Source organism: Streptomyces sp. NPDC045899, from assembly GCF_056431485.1.
The window spans coordinates 99861-121733 of the sequence record NZ_JBWKKP010000020.1 but is presented as its reverse complement, the minus strand read 5'-3'; the positions used below and the strand labels follow the sequence as shown (position 1 = coordinate 121733).

The following is a 21873-nucleotide window of genomic DNA, read 5'->3' as shown; positions in this document are numbered from 1 at the left end:
AATGGACTCCGTGCCCGTGCTCGAAGAACCCCTGAAGAAGGTCCTCGGCGGCAACACCGCGAAGGTGATGGCCGAGCACCTCGGCCTGCACACGGTCGGCGATCTGCTCCACCACTACCCGCGGCGGTACGCGGAGCGGGGTGAGCTGACCCGGCTGTCCGATCTGCCCCTGGACGAGCATGTGACCGTGGTCGCGCAGGTCGCGGACGCCCGGGTGCTGAAGTTCAACGGGGGGCGCGGACAGCGCCTGGAGGTCACCATCACCGACGGCAGCGGCCGTCTCCAGCTCGTCTTCTTCGGCAAGGGCGTCCACAAGCCCCGTACCCAGCTGGTCCCCGGCACCCGCGGCATGTTCGCGGGCAAGGTCACGGTCTTCAACCACAAGCGCCAGCTGGCCCACCCGGAGTTCAAGCCCCTGGGCGCCGGGAGCGGCGCGGACGCCGTCGAGGCGTTCGCCAACCAGCTGCTGCCGCTGTACCCGGCGTGCAAGCAGATGGAGTCCTGGCAGATCCAGCAGGCCGTGGACACCGTGCTGGGCCCCGCGGGCAGCGAGGACGCCGTCCTGGCCGAGCTGGTGGACCCGCTGCCCGGGGCGCTGCGGGAAGGCCGGGGCCTGGCCACCCTGCCCGAGGCGCTGCGCAAGATCCACCGGCCCCGCACCAAGGCGGACATCGCCGCCGCCCGGGACCGGCTGAAGTGGGACGAGGCGTTCGTCCTCCAGGTCGCCCTGGCCCGGCGCCGCCGGGCCGAGGCCCAACTGCCCGCGGCCCCGCGCCGTCCGGTCGAGGACGGTCTGCTCACCGCGTTCGACGCCCGGCTGCCGTTCACCCTCACCGACGGCCAGCGCCGGGTCAGCGAGCAGATCTTCGCCGACCTCGCCACCGAACATCCCATGCACCGGCTGCTCCAGGGCGAGGTGGGCTCGGGCAAGACCATGGTGGCGCTGCGGGCGATGCTCGGCGTGGTGGACGCCGGGGGACAGGCGGCGATGCTCGCGCCCACCGAGGTGCTCGCCCAGCAGCACCACCGCTCGATCACGGAGATGATGGGCGAGCTGGCCGAGGGCGGCATGCTGGGCGGCGCCGAACAGGGCACCAAGGTGGTGCTGCTCACGGGCTCCATGGGCGCCGCGGCCCGCCGTCAGGCCCTGCTGGACCTGGTCACCGGCGAGGCCGGGATCGTGATCGGCACCCATGCGCTGATCGAGGACAAGGTCCAGTTCCACGACCTGGGGCTGGTGGTCGTCGACGAGCAGCACCGCTTCGGCGTCGAGCAGCGGGACGCCCTGCGCTCCAAGGGCAAGCAGCCCCCGCATCTGCTGGTGATGACGGCCACCCCCATCCCGCGCACCGTGGCCATGACCGTCTTCGGCGATCTGGAGACCTCCGTCCTGGACCAGCTGCCCGCCGGACGTTCCCCGATCGCCTCCCATGTGGTGCCCGCCAAGGACAAGCCGCACTTCCTGGCCCGCGCGTGGGAGCGGGTGCGCGAGGAGGTGGCGGGCGGCCACCAGGCGTACGTCGTCTGTCCGCGCATCGGTGACGAGGAGGACGAGACCAAGGCCGCGAAGCAGAAGACGTCCGGGGAAGAGGGAGCCGAGGCGGCCGAGGCCGAGAAGCGGCCCCCGCTGGCCGTGCTGGACATCGCCGAGCAGCTCGCCAGGGGCCCGCTGGCCGATCTGCGGGTGGAGGTGCTGCACGGCCGGATGCAGCCGGAGGCCAAGGACGAGGTGATGCGCCGCTTCGCCGCGGGTGCCGTCGACGTCCTGGTGGCCACCACCGTCATCGAGGTCGGCGTCAACGTGCCGAACGCCACCGCCATGGTGATCATGGACGCCGACCGGTTCGGCGTCTCCCAGCTGCACCAGCTGCGCGGCCGGGTGGGCCGTGGCTCGGCCCCCGGGCTGTGTCTGCTGGTCACCGAGATGCCCGAGGCCAGTCCCGCGCGGACCCGGCTCGGCGCGGTCGCCGCCACCCTGGACGGCTTCGAGCTGTCCCGGATCGACCTGGAGCAGCGCCGCGAGGGCGATGTGCTCGGCCAGGCCCAGTCCGGCGCCCGCTCCTCGCTGCGGGTGCTCGCGGTCATCGACGACGAGGAGGTCATCGCCGCGGCCCGGGAGGAGGCCACCGCCCTGGTCACGGCCGATCCGGAGCTCACCGGCTATCCGGAGCTGCGCACCGCGCTGGACGCCCTGCTGGACGAGGAGCGCGAGGAGTTCCTCGACAAGGGCTGACGGCCGCCGGCGGGAGCTCGGCGGCCCCCGGCCGCCCGGGACGCCATATCGTGGAGGGGCGGCGCCGCGTGACCACGCGGCCTCCGCTGCCCCGACCACCCCGAAGGACTGCCTGACCCATGACCCGCGTGATCGCCGGAGCGGCCGGCGGCCGACGGCTGGCCGTGCCCCCCGGAAACGGCACCCGACCCACCTCGGACCGGGCGCGCGAGGGCCTGTTCTCCACCTGGGAGTCGATGCTCGGCTCCCTCGACGGGGCACGGGTCCTGGATCCGTACGGCGGTTCGGGCGCGGTCGGCCTGGAGGCGCTGTCCCGGGGCGCGGCCCACGTACTGCTGGTGGAATCCGACCAGCGCGCGGCCCGCACCATCCGCGAGAACATCCGTGCCCTCGGCCTGCCCGGGGCCGAGCTGCGCACCGCGAAGGCCGAACAGGCCCTGGCCGGACCGGCGCCCGCCACCGGCCCGTACGACGTGGTCTTCCTGGACCCGCCGTACGCCGTGACCGACGACGATCTCCGCGAGATCCTGCTCACACTCCGCCACAAGGGCTGGCTCGCGCCGGACGCGCTGGTCACCGTGGAGCGGAGCACACGAGGCGGGGAGTTCGGGTGGCCGGACGGTTACGAGGGACTGCGGGCCCGTCGTTACGGCGAGGGCACGCTTTGGTACGGTCGCGCCGCCTCGACGTGCGACAACGCGTCATGACCGGACCCGAGAGCGAGGAACCACTGTTGCGCCGCGCAGTCTGTCCGGGGTCCTTCGACCCCGTCACCAACGGACACCTCGACATCATCGGCCGCGCCTCGAAGCTCTATGACGAGGTGTACGTCGCCGTGATGATCAACAAGTCCAAGCAGGGGCTGTTCACGGTGGAGGAGCGCATGGACCTCCTCCGCCAGACCACCGCGGAGTACGGGAACGTCTCCGTGGAGGCGTTCCACGGACTGCTGGTCGACTTCTGCAAGCAGCGTGAGATCCCCGCGATCGTCAAGGGGCTGCGAGCCGTCAGCGACTTCGACTACGAGTTGCAGATGGCGCAGATGAACAACGGCCTGTCGGGCGTGGAGACGCTGTTCGTCCCCACCAATCCCACCTACAGCTTCCTCTCCTCCAGCCTGGTCAAGGAGGTCGCGGCCTGGGGCGGCGACGTCGCCCATCTGGTGCCCCCGCTGGTGCTGGAGGCCCTGACCGAGAGGCTCGGACGGAAGTAGCCGCTGACGGGGTGTCAGCGGGTGTCCGGGAGGGGCCCGCTGGCCGTACAGTCGTCCCCGTTCGTGCCCATCCGCATCCGATCAGTCTGCGAGCAGTCACAGTGGACGTGCAGAAGAAGCTCGACGAGATCGTCAAGGCCGTCGGCAGCGCCCGGTCCATGCCCATGTCGGCCTCGTGCGTGGTCAACCGCGCCGAGCTGCTCGCCATGCTCGAAGAGGTGCGGGCGGCGCTCCCGGACTCGCTCGCCCACGCCCAGGAGCTGATCGGCGGCCGTGACCAGATGGTCGAGGAGGCCCGTCAGGAGGCCGACCGGATCATCGAGGCCGCGCACACCCAGCGCACCTCGCTGATCTCCGGCACCGAGGTGGCCCGGCAGTCCCAGGAGGAGGCGGACCGGATCCTGGGGGAGGCCCGCCGGGAGGCCGAGGAGATCCGCGCGGAGGCCGACGACTACGTCGACAGCAAGCTGGCCAACTTCGAGGTCGTGCTGACCAAGACCATCGGCTCGGTGGACCGCGGCCGGGAGAAGCTGCTCGGCCGCGCCCCCGCGGACCCCTACGGCGAGGGGACGGCCGCGGCCGGACAGCCGGAGGAGGCACCCGAGCGCAGCGCCGATCCGCACACCCTGCGCCAGCGGGCCGACGACTACGTGGACACCAAGCTGGGCGCGGTCTCGGCGGTGCTCGCCAAGACGCTGGAGGCGGTCGGCCGCGGCCGTCAGAAGCTGCTGGGCGCGCGTCCGGCCGATGAGCTGGGCGCCCATATGGCAGCCCAGGACGCGGCCGCCGGCGGTCTGCACACCAGCGACGACGACTACCTCGCGGACCTCGCCCGGTCCGGGATGGGGCTCGCCCCGGACGTCCCGGTCGCCCCGGCCGAGGTGCCCGTCGCGCAGCCGGAGCACGCCGCAGCCGACGCCGGGTACTACGCCGCCACCGCGGGCTATCCGCAGCAGGCCCAGGGCCAGCCGCAGTCACCGCCGCAGGTCGACGCCTACGGCTACCCGCAGCAGTACGTGCCGCCCATGCCCCAGCAGGACCCTTACGCCGCGGCCGCGCAGTCCGGTTACGGGCAGCAGGACGCCTACGGCTGGCCGCAGCAGGCCCAGGGGTACGACCCGGCCGCCGGATACGCCGCCCCGGAGCACCAGCAGCACCAGCACCCCCAGCAGCACCCGCAGGCGCAGCAGGGCGCGGCGCTGGACGAGACCAGCCTGTTCGACACGAGCATGATCGACCTCGATCAGCTCCGTCAGTACGAACAGGGCCGCTAGTCCGGCCCCGGTCCGCCCTCACCGGCCGGATTGGGTCTACGGCGGGCCGTCCAGTATCCTGGCTCTTCGGTCGCGCGTACGTCCGCGATCTCGGCTGCCCACCTTGCACCAGCTCCGGGCGGCCCGCCGCAGCGTAGAAAGCAGGAAGCCCTGAACGCCCGCCTCGACCACCGTGCCCCCCTCGTGTTCGACACACGCGAGCTGGGTCGTCGTCCCGGCGCGCTGAAAAGGATCTCCCGCTCCGTGGCGGCACCCAAGGACCTCGGTATCGAGGTCATCGGGGTGCGGGAGGGTGCGACCGTGGAGCTCGACCTCCGTCTTGAGTCGGTCATGGAAGGGGTGCTCGTCACAGGCACCGCCCGTGCGCCGCTCACGGGGGAGTGCGTAAGGTGTCTGGAGCCGCTGGAGCATGAGCTCGAAGCGGATTTCCAGGAGATGTACTCCTACCCCGACGCCGACGACCGGAGCCGCGAAGCGGACACCGGCGACGACGCCGAGGAAGAGGAGACACTCTTCCTCGAGGCCGACCTGTTCGACCTCGAGCCCGTGCTGCGGGACGCGGTGGTGCTCACACTGCCGCTGCAGCCGGTGTGCCGGGAGGACTGCCCGGGGCTGTGTGCCGAATGCGGTGCGCGGCTCGCGGACGACCCGGACCACCACCACGACGCCGCCGACATCCGTTGGGCGGCGCTGCAGGGACTTGCCGACACCATCAGGGACGGCGAGAAGGACAACGCACCCCGCGAGCGCGGGGATGACCCACAGGAGAAGTAGCCGTGGCTGTTCCGAAGCGGAAGATGTCGCGCAGCAACACGCGCCACCGCCGGTCGCAGTGGAAGGCTGCGGTCCCCACCCTGGTGGCGTGCGAGCGCTGCCACGAGCCGAAGCAGCAGCACATCGCGTGCCCGAGCTGCGGCACCTACAACCGCCGCCAGGTCCTCGAGGTCTGATCGGCGGGTGACAGGCTCTATGTCAGACGCCACTACGCCTCCCCGCAAGCGCGGGGGTGAACCTCGCGGGGGTCATCCGCGCGGCGGTGAAGCGGTCCAGGCGGACACGGCCTCGTCCCACACGATCCTGGAAGGGCGGCTCGGGTACCAGCTCGAGTCCGCCCTTCTGGTGCGTGCGCTCACCCACCGCTCCTTCGCCTACGAGAACGGCGGGCTGCCCACCAACGAGCGGCTGGAGTTCCTCGGGGACTCCGTGCTCGGCCTGGTGGTCACCGACACGCTGTACCGCATCCACCCGGACCTGCCGGAAGGCCAGCTGGCCAAGTTGCGGGCCGCGGTGGTCAACTCGCGTGCGCTGGCAGAGGTGGGCCGTGGGCTCGATCTCGGCGCCTTCATCCGGCTCGGCCGGGGCGAAGAGGGCACCGGGGGCAGGGACAAGGCATCCATCCTCGCCGACACCCTCGAAGCGGTGATCGGCGCCGTCTATCTCGACCAGGGGCTCGACGCCGCCGCCGAACTGGTGCACCGGCTCTTCGACCCGCTGATCGAGAAGTCCTCGAATCTCGGCGCCGGCCTGGACTGGAAGACCAGCCTCCAGGAGCTGACCGCCACCGAGGGTCTCGGGGTTCCCGAGTACCTGGTCTCCGAGACCGGGCCCGACCACGAGAAGACCTTCACGGCTGCCGCCCGCGTCGGTGGTGTCGCGTACGGCACCGGCACCGGCCGCAGCAAGAAGGAAGCCGAGCAGCAGGCGGCCGAGGCCGCCTGGCGCGCCATCCGCGCCGCTGCCGACGAGGCCAAGGCGAAGGCCGAAGCCTCGGCGAAGGCCGCGGCGGACGCCGCGTCCGCCACCGCGGCGGACGCCGCGTCCGCCACCGCGGCGGACGGCGGAGCCGCCGCCGACACGGCCTCCACGGCACGCTGATCTCCTTCCGCACCGTCCGTACTGTCGATACGGCTCCTCCCGCCCCGCGGCGGACGGCTCAGGCCGTTCCCCGCGGGGCGGGAGGGCTTCAGGCTCAAGGAGGCCCGCGTTGCCCGAGCTGCCCGAGGTCGAGGTGGTCCGCCGTGGACTGGAGCGCTGGGTCAGCGGCCGTACGGTCGCCGAGGTCCAGGTGCTGCACCCCCGTGCGGTCCGCCGCCACCTCGGCGGCGCGGAGGACTTCGCGGCCCGGCTGACCGGCCGCACCACTTCCGTGGCCCGCCGCCGCGGCAAGTATCTGTGGCTGCCGTTCGAGGACGCCGCCGAATCGGTCCTGGCCCATCTCGGGATGAGCGGTCAGCTGCTGGTCCAGCCGCACACCGCTCCGGACGAGAAGCATCTGCGCGTCCGGATGCGCTTCGCCGATGACACCGGCACCGAGCTGCGCTTCGTCGACCAGCGCACCTTCGGCGGCCTCTCCCTGCACGACACCGTGCCCGGCGCCGCGGACGGACTGCCCGACGCCATCGCGCATATCGCCCTGGACCCGCTGGACCCCGCCTTCGACGAGGCGGCGTTCCACACCGCGCTGCGCCGCCGCCGGACCACAGTCAAGCGCGCCCTGCTCGACCAGTCGCTGATCAGCGGGGTCGGCAACATCTACGCGGACGAGGCGCTGTGGCGCTCCCGGCTGCACTACGACCGGCCGACCGCGACCCTCACCCGTCCGCGCAGTGCCGAACTCCTCGGCCACGTACGCGAGGTGATGACCGCGGCGCTGGCGGTCGGCGGCACCAGCTTCGACAGCCTCTACGTCAATGTGAACGGCGAGTCCGGGTACTTCGAGCGCTCCCTGGACGCCTACGGCCGGGAGAACGAGCCCTGCCGCCGCTGCGGCACCCCGATGCGCCGCCGCCCCTGGATGAACCGCTCCAGCTACTTCTGCCCGCGCTGTCAGCGCCCGCCGCGCCCGGCCGCCGTACCGCCGCTGTCCGCGCGGGTGCCGTCGTAGGCCGTCCGGGCCTCCAGCACCTCCGGCATCCGTTCCTCGACCAGGTCGATCAGGGCCAGCAGCCGCTCCGCGACCGCGGCGCCCAGCGGGGTGAGCCGGTAGTCCACGCGCGGGGGGTTGGTCGGCTGCGCGTCGCGGTGCACCAGTCCGTCGCGCTCCAGCGCGTGCAGCGTCTGGGACAGCATCTTCTCGCTGACGCCGTCGATCCGGCGCCGCAGCTCGTTGAAGCGCAGCGTGCCCTCGCGCAGCGCGCCCAGGGTGAGACTGCCCCACCTCCCGGTGACGTGCTCCAGCGTCGCGCGTGACGGGCAGGCACGGGCGAACACGTCGAAGGCCTGGTCCCCGGTCCCCGTCGCGGGACATGCCGTACCAGTGTGTTCACGGTCCATGGCGCAACCATACTCGTCCGCAGCGCTAACTCTGAGGTTGCGCTTTCTAAAAGTTAGTGCTTCTCTTGTTGCGTCAGCACCGAGTTACGACGCCTGAGGAGCGCGCCACCGTGACCACCCCTGTTGTCTCCATCGCCTACCACTCCGGCTTCGGCCACACCGCCGTCCTCGCCGAGGCCGTCCGCGAGGGCGCGGCCTCCGCCGGGGCCACCGTTCACCTGATCAAGGTCGACACCATCACCGACCAGGACTGGGAGCTGCTGGACGCCTCGGACGCGATCATCTTCGGCTCGCCCACCTATATGGGCACCGCGTCCGGCGCCTTCCACGTCTTCGCCGAGTCCACCTCGTCGCGCTTCTTCAGTCAGGCGTGGAAGGACAAGCTGGCCGCCGGGTTCACCAACTCCGCCTCCAAGAGCGGGGACAAGCTGCACACCCTCCAGTTCTTCACCGTGCTCGCCGCGCAGCTGGGCATGCACTGGGTGAACCTGGGGCTCCAGCCGGGGTGGAACGCCAGTACCGCGTCCGAGAACGACCTCAACCGGCTCGGTTTCTCGCTCGGCGCCGCGGCCCAGTCCAACGCCGACCAGGGCGTGGAGGGAGTGCACAAGGCGGATGTGGAGACCGCGGCACACCTCGGGCGCCGGGTCACCGAGACCGCGCGCAGCTTCGCGACGGGCCGGCCCGTCGCGGCCTGATCCGGCGGCGGGGTACGGCGAGACGGCGGCCCGGGGCGCAGTGGACGCGCCCCGGGCCGCCGGGTCGTGAGCGTGGATCCGGATGGACCCTTACGGCCTCAGTAGCCGAAGTCCTGGGTCCACCAGGGGCCGTCGCCGTCGAAGTGCGCGCCGACGCCCATGGTCGTGTAGTCGCAGTTGAGGATGTTGGCGCGGTGGCTGGAGCTGTCCATCCACGTGTCCATCACCTCCTGTGCGGTCGACTGGCCGCGGGCGATGTTCTCGCCGCCCAGGTCGATGATGCCCGCCCGCTCGGCACGCTCCCAGGGGCTCTCGCCGTCCGGGTTGACGTGGTCGAAGAAGTCGCGCAGCGCCATGTCGTCGCTGAAGTCGTCGGCCAGCTGGGAGAGTTTGGGATCGGCGGTCACCGGTGAGCAGCCGACCTTCCCCCGCTCCTTGTTGACCAGCTTGAGCACCTGCTTCTCGACCGCGGCCTCCCGGCCGCCGCGCTCGTCGTCCGGGTCCTCGGCCGCGGTCGGCGGATCGGCGGGCTTGGCCGGCGGGCGGGTGTCCCGCTCCTTGTCCGAGGAGCCCTTGCCGCTGCCACTGCCCTTGTCGCTGCCGCCGCGGCCGCGGTCCTCGTCCCCGCCGCGGTCCGAGGAGCCGGGCGAGCCCGGCCGGTCGGACGGCGAAGTGGACGGGGTGGAGGGCTTGGACGGCTGCGAGGGCTTCGACGGGCCGCTGGACGGTGCCCCGGCACCGCTGTCGCCCCCTCCGGCCGGGGCCTGACCCGGCAGCGAGGGGGACGGCGACTGGGTGCCCTGGGGCCCCAGGCCGGAGTCGACCGGGCCTCCCGCCTGGACCTGACCGGCGGGATCATTGCCTCCGCCGACCTGGTGACCGCCGCCGGGAAGCAGGCCGGAGGCCATCGCCACCGCGCCCACGGCGACGGCGGCGGACATGCCCAACAGTCCGGTCCGCACCGGTGCGAAGGCGCTGCGGTGCGCCCCCCGGTGGCGTCCGGCGCGCGGGGGAACTACCGCGGGACCGGGGGCAGATCGTCGATGGCGGCCCATCTCCTGCCTTCCTTATGTGCTCGATGGGAATTGTGTCACTCGTGTGGGCGACTCATGAACCACTCGTGTGGGTGAGCCTTGTTGACGCCGGACTGTACGCCATGAGGCCCCTGTCTGGCGTGCTGACCGGCTAATTGGACGGTTAGCGTGCACGCATGAACGAAAGAGTCCGTCTCACCGTGTGGGTCCGCGGCCAGGTCCAGGGGGTGGGGTTCCGCTGGTACACCCGGGCCAACGCACTGCGTATCGGGGGCCTCGTCGGCTTCGCCTCCAACCTCTCCGACGGCCGGGTTCAGGTCGTCGCCGAGGGCCCGCGACCGGAGTGCGAACAGTTGCTCGACTGGCTGCGGGACGGCGACACGCCCGGCCGGGTCGACGGTGTGACAGAGATCTGGGACACACCGCGAGGCGGCTACGAGACCTTCGAGATCCGCTGACGGACCCACCGGAATGATCCTCCGAAGGCCGCTCCGGCCGTGCCGTCCTCGCCGCCTGTGAGCAGAAATCGGCTGATGGTTGCCAACGGCGCCGCTCCGTGGAAGGCTGCGGAGTCACGGAAGATCTTCGTCACCGCGGGGCTCTTCTGGAGAGGGCGGCATTCTGTTCCGCCGGTGTGCTCTCGTCCCCCGCGGCCTGGGCGACGTGTGATCGTGTTGACCCTCAAACCAATTGGTGAGACGCTGGAAGTCCCCGCGCACCTTAACTTGTCCGCCAGGCAGCACGGTAGTACGGGCAGACATCGCGGGTGCGATCCCTCACGACCCACACCGCTTCGGTCGGTCACTCATTGTGGAGGACCATCCATCATGGCAAAGGCGCTTCTCGGTTACGTCGGCGGCTCCGACCCCCGAGTCCTCGCCGAGATGCGACGGCTTCAGCAGCGCGTTCAGGATCTTGAATCCGAGATCATTCGGATTCAGGCCGAGAACGACGCCCTGTCGGCCGCCGCTCGACACGACTCGCTGCTCGAAAGCATCGACGTATCCCAGGCGGAGCCTGCGCTCGCCTGACCCAGCCCCAGGGCCGGTCGGGCTGCATCGTCAGCCGCTTGAGAATCTTCAAGGGACGCCTCGGCGTCCCTTCGTCGTGTCCCCCGCGTTCTTTCGGGTTTTCCTTACCGACTGATGTGCCCCTCCCTCTCATCGGTGAAACCGATCTTTCCTGAAACCCGGAAAAAGCCCGGACGCGCCCGCGCCGCCCCGTGCCGGGGACGGTGCCGGGCGGAAGGCGGCGGGTAGAGTCCAACGGCGTGCACCTGAAGAGCCTGACCCTCCGAGGCTTCAAATCCTTCGCCTCCGCCACGACACTCCGGTTCGAGCCGGGTATCACCTGCGTCGTCGGCCCCAATGGTTCGGGCAAGTCCAATGTCGTGGACGCCCTTTCCTGGGTCATGGGTGAACAGGGCGCGAAATCCCTGCGCGGCGGCAAGATGGAGGACGTCATCTTCGCCGGGACCACCGGCCGCCCGCCGCTGGGCCGTGCCGAGGTCTCCCTCACCATCGACAACGCCGACGGCGCGCTCCCCATCGACTACGCCGAAGTGACGATCACGCGGATCATGTTCCGCAACGGCGGCAGCGAGTACCAGATCAACGGCGACACCTGCCGGCTGCTGGACATCCAGGACCTGCTGTCCGACTCCGGTATCGGCCGTGAGATGCACGTCATCGTCGGCCAGGGCCAGCTCGACGGCGTTCTGCACGCCGACCCCACCGGCCGCCGCGCCTTCATCGAGGAGGCCGCGGGCGTCCTCAAGCACCGCAAGCGCAAGGAGAAGGCGCTGCGGAAGCTGGACGCGATGCAGGCCAACCTCGCCCGTGTCCAGGACCTCACCGACGAACTGCGGCGCCAGCTCAAACCGCTCGGCCGTCAGGCCGCCGTCGCCCGGCGGGCCGCCGTCATCCAGGCCGATCTGCGCGACGCCCGGCTTCGGCTGCTCGCCGATGACCTGGTGTCCCTGCGCGAAGCGCTGCGGGCCGAGGTCGCCGACGAGGCGGCGCTCAAGGAGCGCAAGGAGGCCGCCGAGACCGAGTTGCGGGCCGCACAGGCGCGTGAGGCGGCACTCGAGGAGCAGGTCCGGCAGCTCGCGCCGCGGCTGCGCGACGCGCAGGCGACCTGGTACGAGCTCTCCCAGCTGGCCGAACGGGTGCGCGGCACCATCAGTCTCGCGGACGCCCGGGTCACCAGCGCGACCTCCGCCCCGGCCGAGGAGCGGCGCGGCCGTGACCCGGAGGACATGGAGCGCGAGGCAGCCCGGATCCGGGAGCAGGAGGCCGAGCTCGAAGCGGCCCTGGAGGCGGCCAGCCGGGCCCTGGAGGACACCGTCTCCCACCGGGCCGAGCTGGAGCGCGCCCTCGCCCAGGAGGAGCGCCGGCTCAAGGACGTGGCCCGTGCCATCGCCGACCGCCGTGAAGGGCTCGCCCGGCTCCAGGGCCAGGTGAACGCCGCCCGCGGCCGCGCCGGTTCCGCCCGTGCCGAGATCGAACGGCTGGCCACCGCCCGGGACGAGGCCCAGGCCCGGGCCGTCGCCGCACAGGAGGAGTACGAGCAGCTCCGGGCCGAAGTGGACGGACTCGACGCGGGTGACGCGGAACTGGCGGAGCGCCATGAGACGGCCAAACGGGAGCTGGCCGGGGCGGAAGCGGCCCTGAGCACCGCCCGTGAGGCCGTCACCGCCGCCGAGCGCGAGCGGGCGGCCACCGCGGCCCGGCATGACGCACTCGCACTCGGACTGCGCCGGAAGGACGGCACCGGCGCGCTGCTGGCCGCCTCCGACCGGCTCACCGGCCTCCTCGGCCCCGCCGCCGAACTGCTCACCGTCACCCCGGGCTTCGAGGTCCCGGTCGCCGCGGCCCTGGGCGCCGCCGCCGACGCCCTCGCCGTCACCGACCCCACCGCGGCGGCGGACGCGCTGCGGCTGCTGCGCGCCCGGGACGCGGGCCGCGCCGCCCTCCTCCTGGGCATGCCCCCGGCCGCCCCGGCCCCGCTGGCCGCCGCCCGGGAGTCCCACGGCGTCTCCGCGACGGCGGATGCCAGTACCCACGGGGCGACCGGGCCCGGCACCACCTCCGCCCCGGACGCAGCCGCGCCCGGCCATCCGGCGGTCCCGGCCCCGCAGGGGCCGTCCGCCTCCGGCTCCGCAGGGGCGGTGTCGTACCCCGCGGCCGGTTCGGCCCGGGGACCGTCCGTCCACGGGGCCACCGGCGCCGATCAGGGAGGGCCGGGGGCCGGCGATCCCGGCGCGGCCGGTACCGCCCCCGGGCCGTCACCCGCCGGCTCCGCCGCACGGGGTCCCGCGGCCTCCGGCGAAGCCCCGGCCCCCGGCCGGGGGCCGGGCGGGTCGAGCTCCGGCGCGCCCGTCGTTCCCGGGACGCGGTCCGGGAACGGCGGAGGGCCGGACGAGGTCGTCCGGGTACCGCATCCCGCCGCGCACGGCGGCGGTGCCGGAGAAGACATCAACGTGCCCGGGGCGCGGACCGGGCCGGACGGTTCCGGGGGTCCACAGAGGGTGGTCGATCTGGTGGGCGGTCCCGAGGAGCTGCTGCCGGCGCTGCGGCGGCTGCTCGACGGCATGGTCGTGGTGCCCACGCTGGAGGACGCCGAGCACCTGGTGGGGCGGTCGCCGGAGATGACGGCGGTGACCGCCGAGGGCGATCTGCTCGGGGCCCACTTCGCCCAGGGAGGGTCCGCCGGGGCGCCCAGCCTGCTGGAGGTGCAGGCATCCGTCGACGAGGCCGCGGCGGACCTGGCGGAGCTGGCCGTACGGTGCGAGGAACTGGCCGGGGCGCAGCGCGCCGCGGCGGAGCGGCGTACCGCGTGTGCGGCCCTCGTCGAGGAACTGGCGGCCCGGCGCAGTGCGGCCGACCGGGAGAAGTCGCAGGTCGCGCAGTCCCTCGGACGGCTGGGTGGACAGGCGCGCGGAGCGGCCGGGGAGGCCGAGCGCACGACCGCGGCGGCCGCCCGCGCCGAGGAGGCGCTGGAGCGTGCGGTCGAGGAGGCCGAGGAGCTCGCCGAGCGGCTCGCGGTGGCCGAGGAGCAACCCGGCGAGGAGGAGCCGGACACCTCGGTACGGGACCGCCTCGCGGCGGACGGGGCGAACGCCCGGCAGACCGAGATGGAGGCGCGGCTCCAGGTCCGTACCCATGAGGAGCGTGTCAAGGGGCTCGCGGGGCGGGCGGACGCGCTGGACCGGGGTGCGCGCGCCGAGCGCGAGGCACGGGCGCGCGCCGAGCAGCGGCGCGCCCGGCTGCGCCGGGAGGCGGAGGTGGCCTCGGCCGTGGCGGCGGGCGCCCGTCAGCTGCTGGCCCATGTCGAGGTGTCGCTGGTGCGGGCCGGGGAGGAGCGGGACGCGGCGGAGCGCGCCAAGGCCGAGCGTGAACGGGAGCTGGTCGCCGAGCGCAACCAGGGCCGTGACCTCAAGGGCGAGCTGGACAAGCTGACCGATTCGGTGCACCGGGGCGAGGTGCTGGGCGCGGAGAAGCGGCTGCGGATCGAGCAGCTGGAGGCCAAGGCGCTGGAGGAGCTGGGCGTCGAACCGGCCGGGCTGATCGCCGAGTACGGCCCGGACCAGCTGGTGCCGCCGTCCCTTCCTGCGGAAGGGGAGGAGCCGCCGGAGACCGCTTCCGATAGCGGCTCCGCCGCGGGTGAGCACCCCCGCAACCAGCCCGTGCGGTACGTCCGGGCGCAGCAGGAGAAGCGGCTGAAGGCGGCGGAGCGCGCGTACCAGCAGCTCGGCAAGATCAATCCGCTGGCGCTGGAGGAGTTCGCGGCGCTGGAGGAGCGGCACCAGTTCCTCAGTGAGCAGCTCGAGGACCTGAAGAAGACCCGGGCCGATCTGCTTCAGGTGGTCAGGGAGGTCGACGAGCGGGTCGAGCAGGTCTTCACCGAGGCGTACCGGGACACCGCCCGGGAGTTCGAGGGCGTCTTCTCCCGGTTGTTCCCCGGCGGGGAGGGGCGGCTGATCCTGACCGACCCCGAGAACATGCTGACCACCGGGGTGGATGTGGAGGCCAGACCCCCGGGCAAGAAGGTCAAGCGGCTGTCGCTGCTGTCCGGAGGTGAGCGGTCGCTGACCGCGGTGGCGCTGCTGGTATCGATCTTCAAGGCGCGGCCGAGCCCGTTCTATGTGATGGACGAGGTCGAGGCGGCGCTGGACGACACCAATCTCCAGCGGCTGATCCGGATCATGGAGGAACTCCAGGAGTCCTCCCAGTTGATCGTGATCACGCACCAGAAGCGGACGATGGAAGTCGCCGACGCCCTCTACGGCGTCTCCATGCAGGGCGACGGTGTATCGAAGGTCATCAGCCAGCGCCTGCGGTGACCACTTCAACACTTGAAGTCAAGTGCTCCAGGGAGCCTGTCACCACGTGCGGCGAATTTCTTTGCCACACCCTATTGACTTCGAAACTTGAAGGAATAGTCTCTGCAACGTTGCTTTTACCTTCAAGTGGTGGCCGACCGCTCGGCTCGCCTCCGCTGGAAGAGCCAGCCAGCCCCGACGTCCGGCAGCGTTGCCGGGCGGGCCACAGGAGTTCACGTTGACCACCACCGCGCAGGCCCAGAAGGGATCCGAGGGCCGTAAGGCCCAGCCGGACCACCTCGGCCACGTCATCTTCATCACCGCCGCCGCCGCGATGGGCGGCTTCCTCTTCGGCTACGACAGCTCGGTGATCAACGGAGCGGTCGAAGCCATCCGCGGCAAGTACGACATCGGTTCCGCGGCCCTGGCCCAGGTCGTCGCCATCGCCCTGATCGGTTCGGCGATCGGCGCGGCCACCGCCGGCCGGATAGCCGACCGCATCGGCCGCATCCGCGTCATGCAGATCGCCGCCGCGCTCTTCACCGTCAGCGCGGTCGGCTCCGCCCTGCCGTTCTCGCTGTGGGACCTCGCCATGTGGCGGGTGCTCGGCGGTATCGGCATCGGTATGGCCTCCGTGATCGGCCCGGCCTACATCGCCGAGGTCGCCCCGCCCGCGTACCGCGGCCGTCTCGCCTCCTTCCAGCAGGCCGCGATCGTCATCGGCATCGCCCTGTCCCAGCTCGTCAACTGGGGCATCCTCAACCTCGCCGACGGTGACCAGCGCGGCACCATCGCCGGTCTCGAGGCGTGGCAGTGGATGCTCGGCGTCATGGTCGTCCCGGCCGTCCTCTACGGTCTGCTGTCCTTCGCGATCCCCGAGTCGCCCCGCTTCCTGATCTCCGTCGGCCGTCTCGACCGCGCGAAGGAGGTCCTGCGGGAGGTCGAGGGCAAGACCGTCGACCTGGACGTCCGGGTCGACGAGATCGACCGGGCGATGCGCAGTGAGCACAAGTCGACCTTCAAGGACCTGATGGGCGGCCGCTTCGGTCTGCTGCCGGTGGTGTGGATCGGTGTCGGCCTGTCGGTGTTCCAGCAGCTCGTCGGCATCAACGTGGCGTTCTACTACTCCTCGACGCTGTGGCAGTCCGTCGGCGTCGACCCGAGCAGCTCGTTCTTCTACTCCTTCACCACGTCGATCATCAACATCCTCGGCACCGTGATCGCGATGATCTTCGTCGACCGGATCGGCCGCAAGCCGCTGGCGCTCATCGGCTCGGTCGGCATGGCGGTCTCGCTCGGCCTGGTCGCCTGGGCCTTCTCCGCGAGCCTGGTGGACGGCAAGCTGCCGCACACCGAGGGTGTGGTGGCCCTGGTCGCCGCCCACGCGTTCGTGCTCTTCTTCGCCCTCTCGTGGGGTGTGGTGGTCTGGGTCCTGCTCGGCGAGATGTTCCCGAACAAGATCCGCGCCGCGGCGCTCGGTGTCGCCGCCTCCGCCCAGTGGATCGCCAACTGGGCCATCACGGCCAGCTTCCCGAGCCTGTCGGACTGGAACCTGTCCGCGACGTACATCATCTACACGGCCTTCGCCCTGCTCTCGATCCCGTTCATCCTCAAGTGGGTGCCGGAGACCAAGGGCAAGGCGTTGGAGGAGATGGGCTAAATCCCCCCGCCGCCCGCTCCTCGCACAGGAGAGCTGCCCCGCCCCGAGTCCTCGAGGCGGGGCAGTACTCGTTCCGCGAACAGCCGCAGCGAACGTCGGCCCTCCTCCACCGGCATCCCGCCGCACAGCGGATGCAGCACCAGACTCGTCCGGCCGCCGTCCTCCGCCGCGTACGCCAGGCACTCCCGGGGCGTCAGGACGCGGTAGACCCCCTCCGCGCGCAGGGCCGCGGCGTCCGCGGCCCGGGAGCGCACCGCCGACCGCACCCCCTCCGGCTGCCAGGAGGCGTACGTCCGCGCCTCGTGCAGCAGATGGTGGCCGTACTCCGCCCAGACCCGGTCCGGATCCTCCGCCACGTGCAGCAGCGGTGTGGACTCCGGTGGCATCAGGCACCAGCCGTCGGTGCCGTACTCCGCCCGCCGGGCGTGGTAGTACTCCTCCAGCTCCGGCAGATGGGCGCTGGGGAAGAACGGCAGCCCCAGCCGGGCCGCCCGGCGCGCCGCGGGCCGGGAACTGCCGCCCACCAGCAGCGGCGGATGCGGCCGGGTGGCGGGGCGCGGGGTCACCCGCACCGTACGGCCGCGGTGGCGGAACGGTTCGCCCGTCCACGCCGCGAGCAGCGTCTCCAGCGCCTCGTCCTGGAGCGCCCCGCGCCCCGCCCAGTCCCGGCCGTGTGCCGCGTACTCCTCCGGGCGGTAGCCGATCCCCGCCACCGTCACCAGCCGGCCACCGCTCACCAGGTCCAGCACCGCGATGTCCTCGGCCAGCCGCAGCGGGTCGTACAGCGGGGTGATCAGCGCGGAGACCGTCACCGTGATCCGGCGAGTGGCGCCCAGCACCGCGCCCGCGAACACCAGCGGTGCGGGCAGCCAGCCGTCGGCGGAGCCGTGGTGCTCCTCGGTCTGGACGGTGTCGACGCCCCGTTCGTCCGCGTAGGCCGCCATCTCCACGGCGGCGCGGTAGCGGGCGGACAGGGAGCCGGGGGCGGCGGCGGGATCGACGAGATTCAGCCGTACGACCGTGACGGGCATGGCGGAACTCCCCTTCGTCCTGGGCGGGCCCCCCGGGGGAGTGCGACGGTAACTGACGATCCGTCAAATATCCATCGGTGTGCGGCGGGTGGAGGGACCCGCCCGCGCCCTCCCCGGCACACGGGCGGACCGGGGCGGATGACTCATGCGCCTGGGACGCGGGGCGGCCCATCGTGGGACACGGCCCGCTCCGCGGGCCGCACATCCCCACACCAAGGAGCGGCGCGTGATGATCAGCACGGGGGAGCCACACCTCATCACCGGATCCGATATCGACGATCTTGTCGCCCGGGTCCGGCTCGACGGCCCCCGCGGCCCGGAGCACGGCGCGGCCCTCGCGGCCGAACTCGATGCCGCTCGTGCCTTCCTCTGCTCGCCCGGGGACCCCGACCCCGCCGTCGCCCGGCTGGTCCGCCGGCGGCTGGTGGTGATCGCGCTGCGCCACGGCGGCGCGCTGCTGGCCAAACTCCTCACCCGGCTCACCGCCCGGGAGACGGCCATGGTCCGCCGGTACGCCCACCGGCTCGCCAACTTCCTCGACGCGCCGGAGAACTGGGCCGCCCAGCCGATCATGCTCCATCTGATGCGGATCGGCCTGTGCTACGCGGAGGCGGAGGACATCGCCGTCACCGTCCTGATGTTCGTCTGGTGAGCCCCGCCCGCCCCCAACTCCCCACGCTCCGAACGGAACGCGGGTACTAGGAGGTCACCGGTTCGGGTGGGCTGGGGCGTCCTCGCACTTCAGCGCCGTGACGGCGGGTAGTGCTCGGGGGCGAGAACAAGGAGACCGACCATGCGCCCTTTCCCGACCCGCGCGACCATCGCGCTCGGCCTGCTCGCAGGAGCCGTCCTGTGGAACGCCGCCGCATTCCCGGCCACTGCCTCCGGGAGCACCTCCTGGCGCGAGGAGGGGCACTTCGACACCAGCGGGGCGTGCCAGCGCGCGGGCAAGGAAGGGATCCGCAAACACCGGTGGGATGAGTACAAGTGCCGCCCCGGACGCGGTGACGCCTACGTCACGCTGTGGGTCAGGGGCGGCCGGTCCCGCGCGGGCGCGCACCACGCGCCCGCGCGCTGACATGAGGCGTGCCGCACTGCCCAAGGACCGGGCGGTCCAGGCCGCGGGCGGGGTGTCGGCGCTGTTCGTGGTGGTGGCGGCGGGCTGGCTCGCCGGACTGCTGCGCGTCAACGACCAGTGGCTCTCGCTGACCTACCCGCGGCCGCGCGGCGCCGCCGTCCTGACCCGGGTCGCCGTCGGTATCCCGGTGCTCGGCGTCGGGGTGCTGCTGCTCGCCGAGCGGTCCGCCCGGCGCTACGGCAGTGTGCTGCTGGTGGCCGGGGCGCTGTGGCTGCTGCCGTCCGCCGTGGCCCAGCTGCTGGGCATCGCCGACCTCGGCACCACCGGTGCCGTGGTGTCACTGCTGCTGGCCGCGGCCAAGATGGCCTGCCGTCCGCTGACCGTCCTGCTGCTGCCGCTGTGGCTGTTCCCGCGCGGCGCCCGGCGAAGATGGCAGTGGTGGGCCATGAGCGTCGGCGCCTCCGCCTACTGGCTGGGCTACGCGGTGCTGTGGGTCATCAGCGAACCTCTGGTGGGCACCGTCCCCAACCCCGCCTTCGGCACCGGCTGCGGACAGTGGGCCTTCGAGCACCTGGGCACCTACGCCGAGGCCGAACCCTGGGTGCTGCGCACCGTGGCCTTCGCCGTGACCGCCGCCCTGTGCTGGCACGCCACCGTCTCCCACGGTGCCGAACGCCGTGACTGGGCGCTGCTCGCCGCCGCCTACCCCGCCTGTGTCTCCCTCCTGCTCACCGAATGGGGCGAGGGCGTGCCGACCATCGTCGCCCGCACCCTGGGCAGCGCGGTCTGGGCCGCGGCCATCTGCCTGGGCGTCGCCCGCACCGGGATATGGCGGCTGGACCGCTCCACCAGCCACCGGCTCGCCCGCGCTTTCGTCCTGACCTCCCTGGCCGCCGTGGTGGTCTGTGCCGTCGTCGCCGTCCAGGCCGGGATCCCCTCCGTCCGCAGCGGCGCCACCACCCTCACCGCGGGCGGCGCCCTGCTGCTGGGCTGGGCCCTGCGGCCCGGCGCCCGATGGCTCACCCTCCGCGTCGAACGCGCCTTCTACGGGCCGCGCGCCCGCCCGCACGAAGCCGTCAGCGCCCTGGCCGTACGCCTCCAGCAGGCGCCGCACCCGGGCGAGGTGCCCCAGCAGATCTGCCGCAGCGCGGTGGAGGACCTCGGTGTCTCCGGCGCCGCCGTCAGCGTCGACACCCGCGCCGGGCCACGGCGGCTGGCCGCCGCCGGAGCACCGCTCACCGGCCCGGTCCAGACGTTCGTACTGCGCCACCACGGCCGTCCCGTCGGTCGTCTCGACGTCTCCCGCGACGCGTCCGGCACCCCCGCCGAGCGCGACAGCGGGCTGCTCTCCCTCCTCGCCGACCAGGCCGCCCCCGCGCTCGCCGCGCTGGGGCTGGCCGAGGAGGCCCAGGCGGCCCGGGAACGGCTGGTGCTCGCCCGCGAACAGGAACGCCGGCGGCTGCGCCGTGAGATCCACGACGGCCTCGGCCCCCAACTGGCCGCCGTACGGCTGCGTCTGGACATCGCCCAGACCTCCTGCGCCCCCGGCCACCCCGCCCGGGCGCAGCTGCGTGAGGCCGCCGAAACCCTCGCCGAGGCGCTGGTCGAGGTACGCCGGATCACCTCCGGTCTCGCGCCCGCCGCGCTGGCCGACCGCGGACTGGCCGGTGCGGTACGGGACCTGGGGCACCGGCTGGGCGTCGACGGGCTGCGGGTCGGCGTGGCCAGCCGCCCACTCGCCCTGCCGCCGCTGTCGCCCGGCGTCGAGACGGCCGCCTACCGCATCGCCGCCGAATCGCTCACCAACGCGGTACGGCACGCCCGGGCACGCCAGGTGCACGTCGAACTGACCGCGGGCCCGGACACCCTCCAGGTCAAGGTCACCGACGACGGCAGCGGTCTGCGGGAGACCGCGGTCCCCGGCATCGGCCTGGCCTCCGTGACCGAACGCGCCGAGGAGATCGGCGGCTCCTGCACGGTCACCGGCTCGGCCACGGGCACGGTGGTGCACGCGGTGCTCCCGCTGGCCGGTCCCGGGGAACACGGCAACCCCGAGGCGCACCGCGGGAACGCCACGGGCCATGAGACCTGCGCCGCGCTGAGGCCAGTCCCGCCCCCGCCCCTGCCTCCGCCTCCGCTCCCGCCGGAGCCACCGCGACCGGCTCCGGCTCCGGCGCCCGCGTCGCCCAGGGCGCCCGGCGCTTCGACGGCTGCGGGGGAGCGCGCCGCGGTGGACGCGCCGCGGCGCGCGCCGACGACACCGGCGGACACCCCATCGCGACGGGCACCCGCGGCGGACGACACAGAGCGCCCGGGCGGGCATCCGTGGGAGCCCATGAGTCCGCACCACGTGGAGAGAGGACGCCGGGACGGTGACCGATGAGACGGAGGGGCCGCAGTGGCGGGTTCTCCTGGTGGACGACCATCCGCTGTTCCGCGAGGGGCTGGCGGCGGCCGTCAACCTCGATGAGGCGTTCCGCGTCGTCGGACAGGCCGCCTGCGCGGACGAGGCCGTCGCCGAGGCCGTGCGCACCGGACCCGATCTGGTGGTGATGGACCTCGGGCTGCCGGGGCGGTCCGGGCTGGAAGCCACGCGCCGGATCCTGTGCGGGCGTCCCGAGGCGCGGGTGATGGTCATGACGATGTCCGAGGACGACGACAGCCTGCTGGCCGCCGTGCGCGCCGGGGCCCGGGGATATCTGCTCAAGGGCGCGGGACGTGACGAGATCCTCAGGGCGCTGCACACCGTGGCCCGCGGCGGCGCGGTGTTCAGCCCGCGGATGGCCGAGCGGCTCGGGGCGCTGCTGGGCGCCTCCGCGTCGGCGTCCGCGAAGGAGGCGTTCCCCACCCTCACCGCACGTGAGCGCGAGGTGCTGGACCTGCTGGCGCGCGGGCTCGGCTACCGCCAGATCGCCCAGCGGCTGGTGGTCACCGACAAGACCGTGCGCAATCACGTCGGGTCCATCTTCGCCAAGCTCCAGGTGCGTGATCGTGCGCAGGCGATCGTCCGTGCGCGGGAAGCCGGGCTCGGGGGCGAATGACTTCCCGGGCTCGTG

20 protein-coding genes are annotated in these 21873 nt (G+C 72.6%); 17 read left to right on the top strand and 3 right to left on the bottom strand.

All coding sequences use genetic code 11. From position 1 onward, the window contains the following. Position 1: 1 nt before the first annotated feature. From recG to mutM, 8 genes are all read left to right on the top strand, one after another. Positions 2 to 2233 (top strand): ATP-dependent DNA helicase RecG, encoded by a 2232-nt coding sequence (recG, locus tag AC07FT_RS26550; protein ID WP_479178364.1) that lies wholly within the window; start codon positions 2 to 4, stop codon positions 2231 to 2233. 119 nt (positions 2234 to 2352) lie between these two features. Then, positions 2353 to 2940, top strand: a complete 588-nt coding sequence (gene rsmD, locus AC07FT_RS26545) for a 16S rRNA (guanine(966)-N(2))-methyltransferase RsmD (protein WP_479178363.1) — start codon at positions 2353 to 2355, stop codon at positions 2938 to 2940. Positions 2941 to 2966: 26 nt separating this feature from the next. Beyond that, positions 2967 to 3446, top strand: a complete 480-nt coding sequence (gene coaD / locus AC07FT_RS26540) for a pantetheine-phosphate adenylyltransferase (protein WP_254745211.1) — start codon at positions 2967 to 2969, stop codon at positions 3444 to 3446. Positions 3447 to 3547: 101 nt separating this feature from the next. Then, positions 3548 to 4720, top strand: a complete 1173-nt coding sequence (locus tag AC07FT_RS26535; protein WP_479178362.1) for a DivIVA domain-containing protein — start codon at positions 3548 to 3550, stop codon at positions 4718 to 4720. 183 nt (positions 4721 to 4903) lie between these two features. Next, on the top strand, positions 4904 to 5494 hold the full coding sequence (locus AC07FT_RS26530; protein ID WP_479178361.1) for a YceD family protein: 591 nt from the start codon (positions 4904 to 4906) through the stop codon (positions 5492 to 5494). 2 nt (positions 5495 to 5496) lie between these two features. Next, complete coding sequence (gene rpmF, locus AC07FT_RS26525) at positions 5497 to 5670, top strand: 50S ribosomal protein L32 (RefSeq protein WP_009714764.1); 174 nt, start codon at positions 5497 to 5499, stop codon at positions 5668 to 5670. Positions 5671 to 5689: 19 nt separating this feature from the next. Then, positions 5690 to 6595, top strand: coding sequence for a ribonuclease III (gene rnc, locus AC07FT_RS26520; RefSeq protein ID WP_479178360.1), 906 nt, complete (start codon positions 5690 to 5692; stop codon positions 6593 to 6595). Positions 6596 to 6704: 109 nt separating this feature from the next. Continuing rightward, entirely contained in the window at positions 6705 to 7604 is a 900-nt protein-coding gene (gene mutM / locus AC07FT_RS26515) for a bifunctional DNA-formamidopyrimidine glycosylase/DNA-(apurinic or apyrimidinic site) lyase (protein WP_471201981.1), read from the top strand. On the opposite strand, the gene AC07FT_RS26510 is transcribed toward mutM, so the two are convergent. Then, positions 7547 to 7993 carry a winged helix-turn-helix transcriptional regulator gene (locus AC07FT_RS26510; RefSeq protein WP_479178359.1) on the bottom strand — a complete coding sequence of 149 codons (447 nt, stop codon included), beginning with the start codon at positions 7991 to 7993 and terminating at the stop codon, positions 7547 to 7549. The two genes, mutM and AC07FT_RS26510, sit on opposite strands and share 58 nt — an antisense overlap. A gap of 110 nt (positions 7994 to 8103) precedes the next feature. Between AC07FT_RS26510 and AC07FT_RS26505 the strand changes: the two genes are divergently transcribed. Next, on the top strand, positions 8104 to 8691 hold the full coding sequence (locus AC07FT_RS26505) for a flavodoxin family protein (RefSeq protein ID WP_479178358.1): 588 nt from the start codon (positions 8104 to 8106) through the stop codon (positions 8689 to 8691). A 98-nt stretch (positions 8692 to 8789) separates the two neighbouring features. Here the strand turns inward: AC07FT_RS26505 and AC07FT_RS26500 are convergent, their stop codons facing one another. Then, positions 8790 to 9632, bottom strand: a complete 843-nt coding sequence (locus tag AC07FT_RS26500) for a CAP domain-containing protein (RefSeq protein WP_479178357.1) — start codon at positions 9630 to 9632, stop codon at positions 8790 to 8792. A gap of 269 nt (positions 9633 to 9901) precedes the next feature. Between AC07FT_RS26500 and AC07FT_RS26495 the strand changes: the two genes are divergently transcribed. The 4 genes from AC07FT_RS26495 (at position 9902) to AC07FT_RS26480 (ending at position 16708) form a co-directional block, all read left to right on the top strand. Then, positions 9902 to 10183 carry an acylphosphatase gene (locus tag AC07FT_RS26495; RefSeq protein WP_254745197.1) on the top strand — a complete coding sequence of 94 codons (282 nt, stop codon included), beginning with the start codon at positions 9902 to 9904 and terminating at the stop codon, positions 10181 to 10183. A 369-nt stretch (positions 10184 to 10552) separates the two neighbouring features. Next, entirely contained in the window at positions 10553 to 10756 is a 204-nt protein-coding gene (locus tag AC07FT_RS26490; RefSeq protein WP_479178356.1) for a hypothetical protein, read from the top strand. A gap of 239 nt (positions 10757 to 10995) precedes the next feature. Beyond that, on the top strand, positions 10996 to 15069 hold the full coding sequence (locus AC07FT_RS26485) for an AAA family ATPase (protein WP_479178355.1): 4074 nt from the start codon (positions 10996 to 10998) through the stop codon (positions 15067 to 15069). Between the two features lie 217 nt (positions 15070 to 15286). Then, positions 15287 to 16708: a sugar porter family MFS transporter gene (locus AC07FT_RS26480; RefSeq protein WP_479178354.1), complete on the top strand. Its 1422-nt coding sequence runs from the start codon at positions 15287 to 15289 to the stop codon at positions 16706 to 16708. Here AC07FT_RS26480 and AC07FT_RS26475 read toward each other — a convergent pair. Next, complete coding sequence (locus tag AC07FT_RS26475) at positions 16705 to 17739, bottom strand: LLM class flavin-dependent oxidoreductase (RefSeq protein WP_479178353.1); 1035 nt, start codon at positions 17737 to 17739, stop codon at positions 16705 to 16707. The two genes, AC07FT_RS26480 and AC07FT_RS26475, sit on opposite strands and share 4 nt — an antisense overlap. Positions 17740 to 17968: 229 nt before the next feature. Here AC07FT_RS26475 and AC07FT_RS26470 point away from each other — a divergent pair, with 229 nt between their 5' ends. The 4 genes from AC07FT_RS26470 to AC07FT_RS26455 all read left to right on the top strand — a co-directional run bounded on the left by AC07FT_RS26470 (position 17969) and on the right by AC07FT_RS26455 (position 21858). Continuing rightward, positions 17969 to 18391 carry a hypothetical protein gene (locus tag AC07FT_RS26470; protein ID WP_479178373.1) on the top strand — a complete coding sequence of 141 codons (423 nt, stop codon included), beginning with the start codon at positions 17969 to 17971 and terminating at the stop codon, positions 18389 to 18391. Positions 18392 to 18532: 141 nt separating this feature from the next. Further along, positions 18533 to 18817 (top strand): hypothetical protein, encoded by a 285-nt coding sequence (locus tag AC07FT_RS26465; RefSeq protein WP_471201994.1) that lies wholly within the window; start codon positions 18533 to 18535, stop codon positions 18815 to 18817. A gap of 1 nt (position 18818) precedes the next feature. Next, positions 18819 to 21200: a sensor histidine kinase gene (locus tag AC07FT_RS26460; protein ID WP_479178352.1), complete on the top strand. Its 2382-nt coding sequence runs from the start codon at positions 18819 to 18821 to the stop codon at positions 21198 to 21200. Then, positions 21190 to 21858, top strand: a complete 669-nt coding sequence (locus tag AC07FT_RS26455) for a response regulator (RefSeq protein WP_479178351.1) — start codon at positions 21190 to 21192, stop codon at positions 21856 to 21858. The genes AC07FT_RS26460 and AC07FT_RS26455 overlap by 11 nt, the downstream gene beginning before the upstream one ends. Positions 21859 to 21873: the final 15 nt, after the last annotated feature.

Coding starts and splice junctions, on each gene's coding strand:
- AC07FT_RS26470 (WP_479178373.1), top strand. CDS start 17,969: ATGATCAGCACGGGGGAGCCACACCTCATCACCGGATCCGATATCGAC.
- AC07FT_RS26490 (WP_479178356.1), top strand. CDS start 10,553: ATGGCAAAGGCGCTTCTCGGTTACGTCGGCGGCTCCGACCCCCGAGTC.
- rsmD (WP_479178363.1), top strand. CDS start 2,353: ATGACCCGCGTGATCGCCGGAGCGGCCGGCGGCCGACGGCTGGCCGTG.
- AC07FT_RS26500 (WP_479178357.1), bottom strand. CDS start 9,632: ATGTCCGCCGCCGTCGCCGTGGGCGCGGTGGCGATGGCCTCCGGCCTG.
- AC07FT_RS26495 (WP_254745197.1), top strand. CDS start 9,902: ATGAACGAAAGAGTCCGTCTCACCGTGTGGGTCCGCGGCCAGGTCCAG.
- AC07FT_RS26460 (WP_479178352.1), top strand. CDS start 18,819: ATGAGGCGTGCCGCACTGCCCAAGGACCGGGCGGTCCAGGCCGCGGGC.
- AC07FT_RS26475 (WP_479178353.1), bottom strand. CDS start 17,739: ATGCCCGTCACGGTCGTACGGCTGAATCTCGTCGATCCCGCCGCCGCC.
- AC07FT_RS26510 (WP_479178359.1), bottom strand. CDS start 7,993: ATGGACCGTGAACACACTGGTACGGCATGTCCCGCGACGGGGACCGGG.
- AC07FT_RS26465 (WP_471201994.1), top strand. CDS start 18,533: ATGCGCCCTTTCCCGACCCGCGCGACCATCGCGCTCGGCCTGCTCGCA.
- rnc (WP_479178360.1), top strand. CDS start 5,690: ATGTCAGACGCCACTACGCCTCCCCGCAAGCGCGGGGGTGAACCTCGC.
- recG (WP_479178364.1), top strand. CDS start 2: ATGGACTCCGTGCCCGTGCTCGAAGAACCCCTGAAGAAGGTCCTCGGC.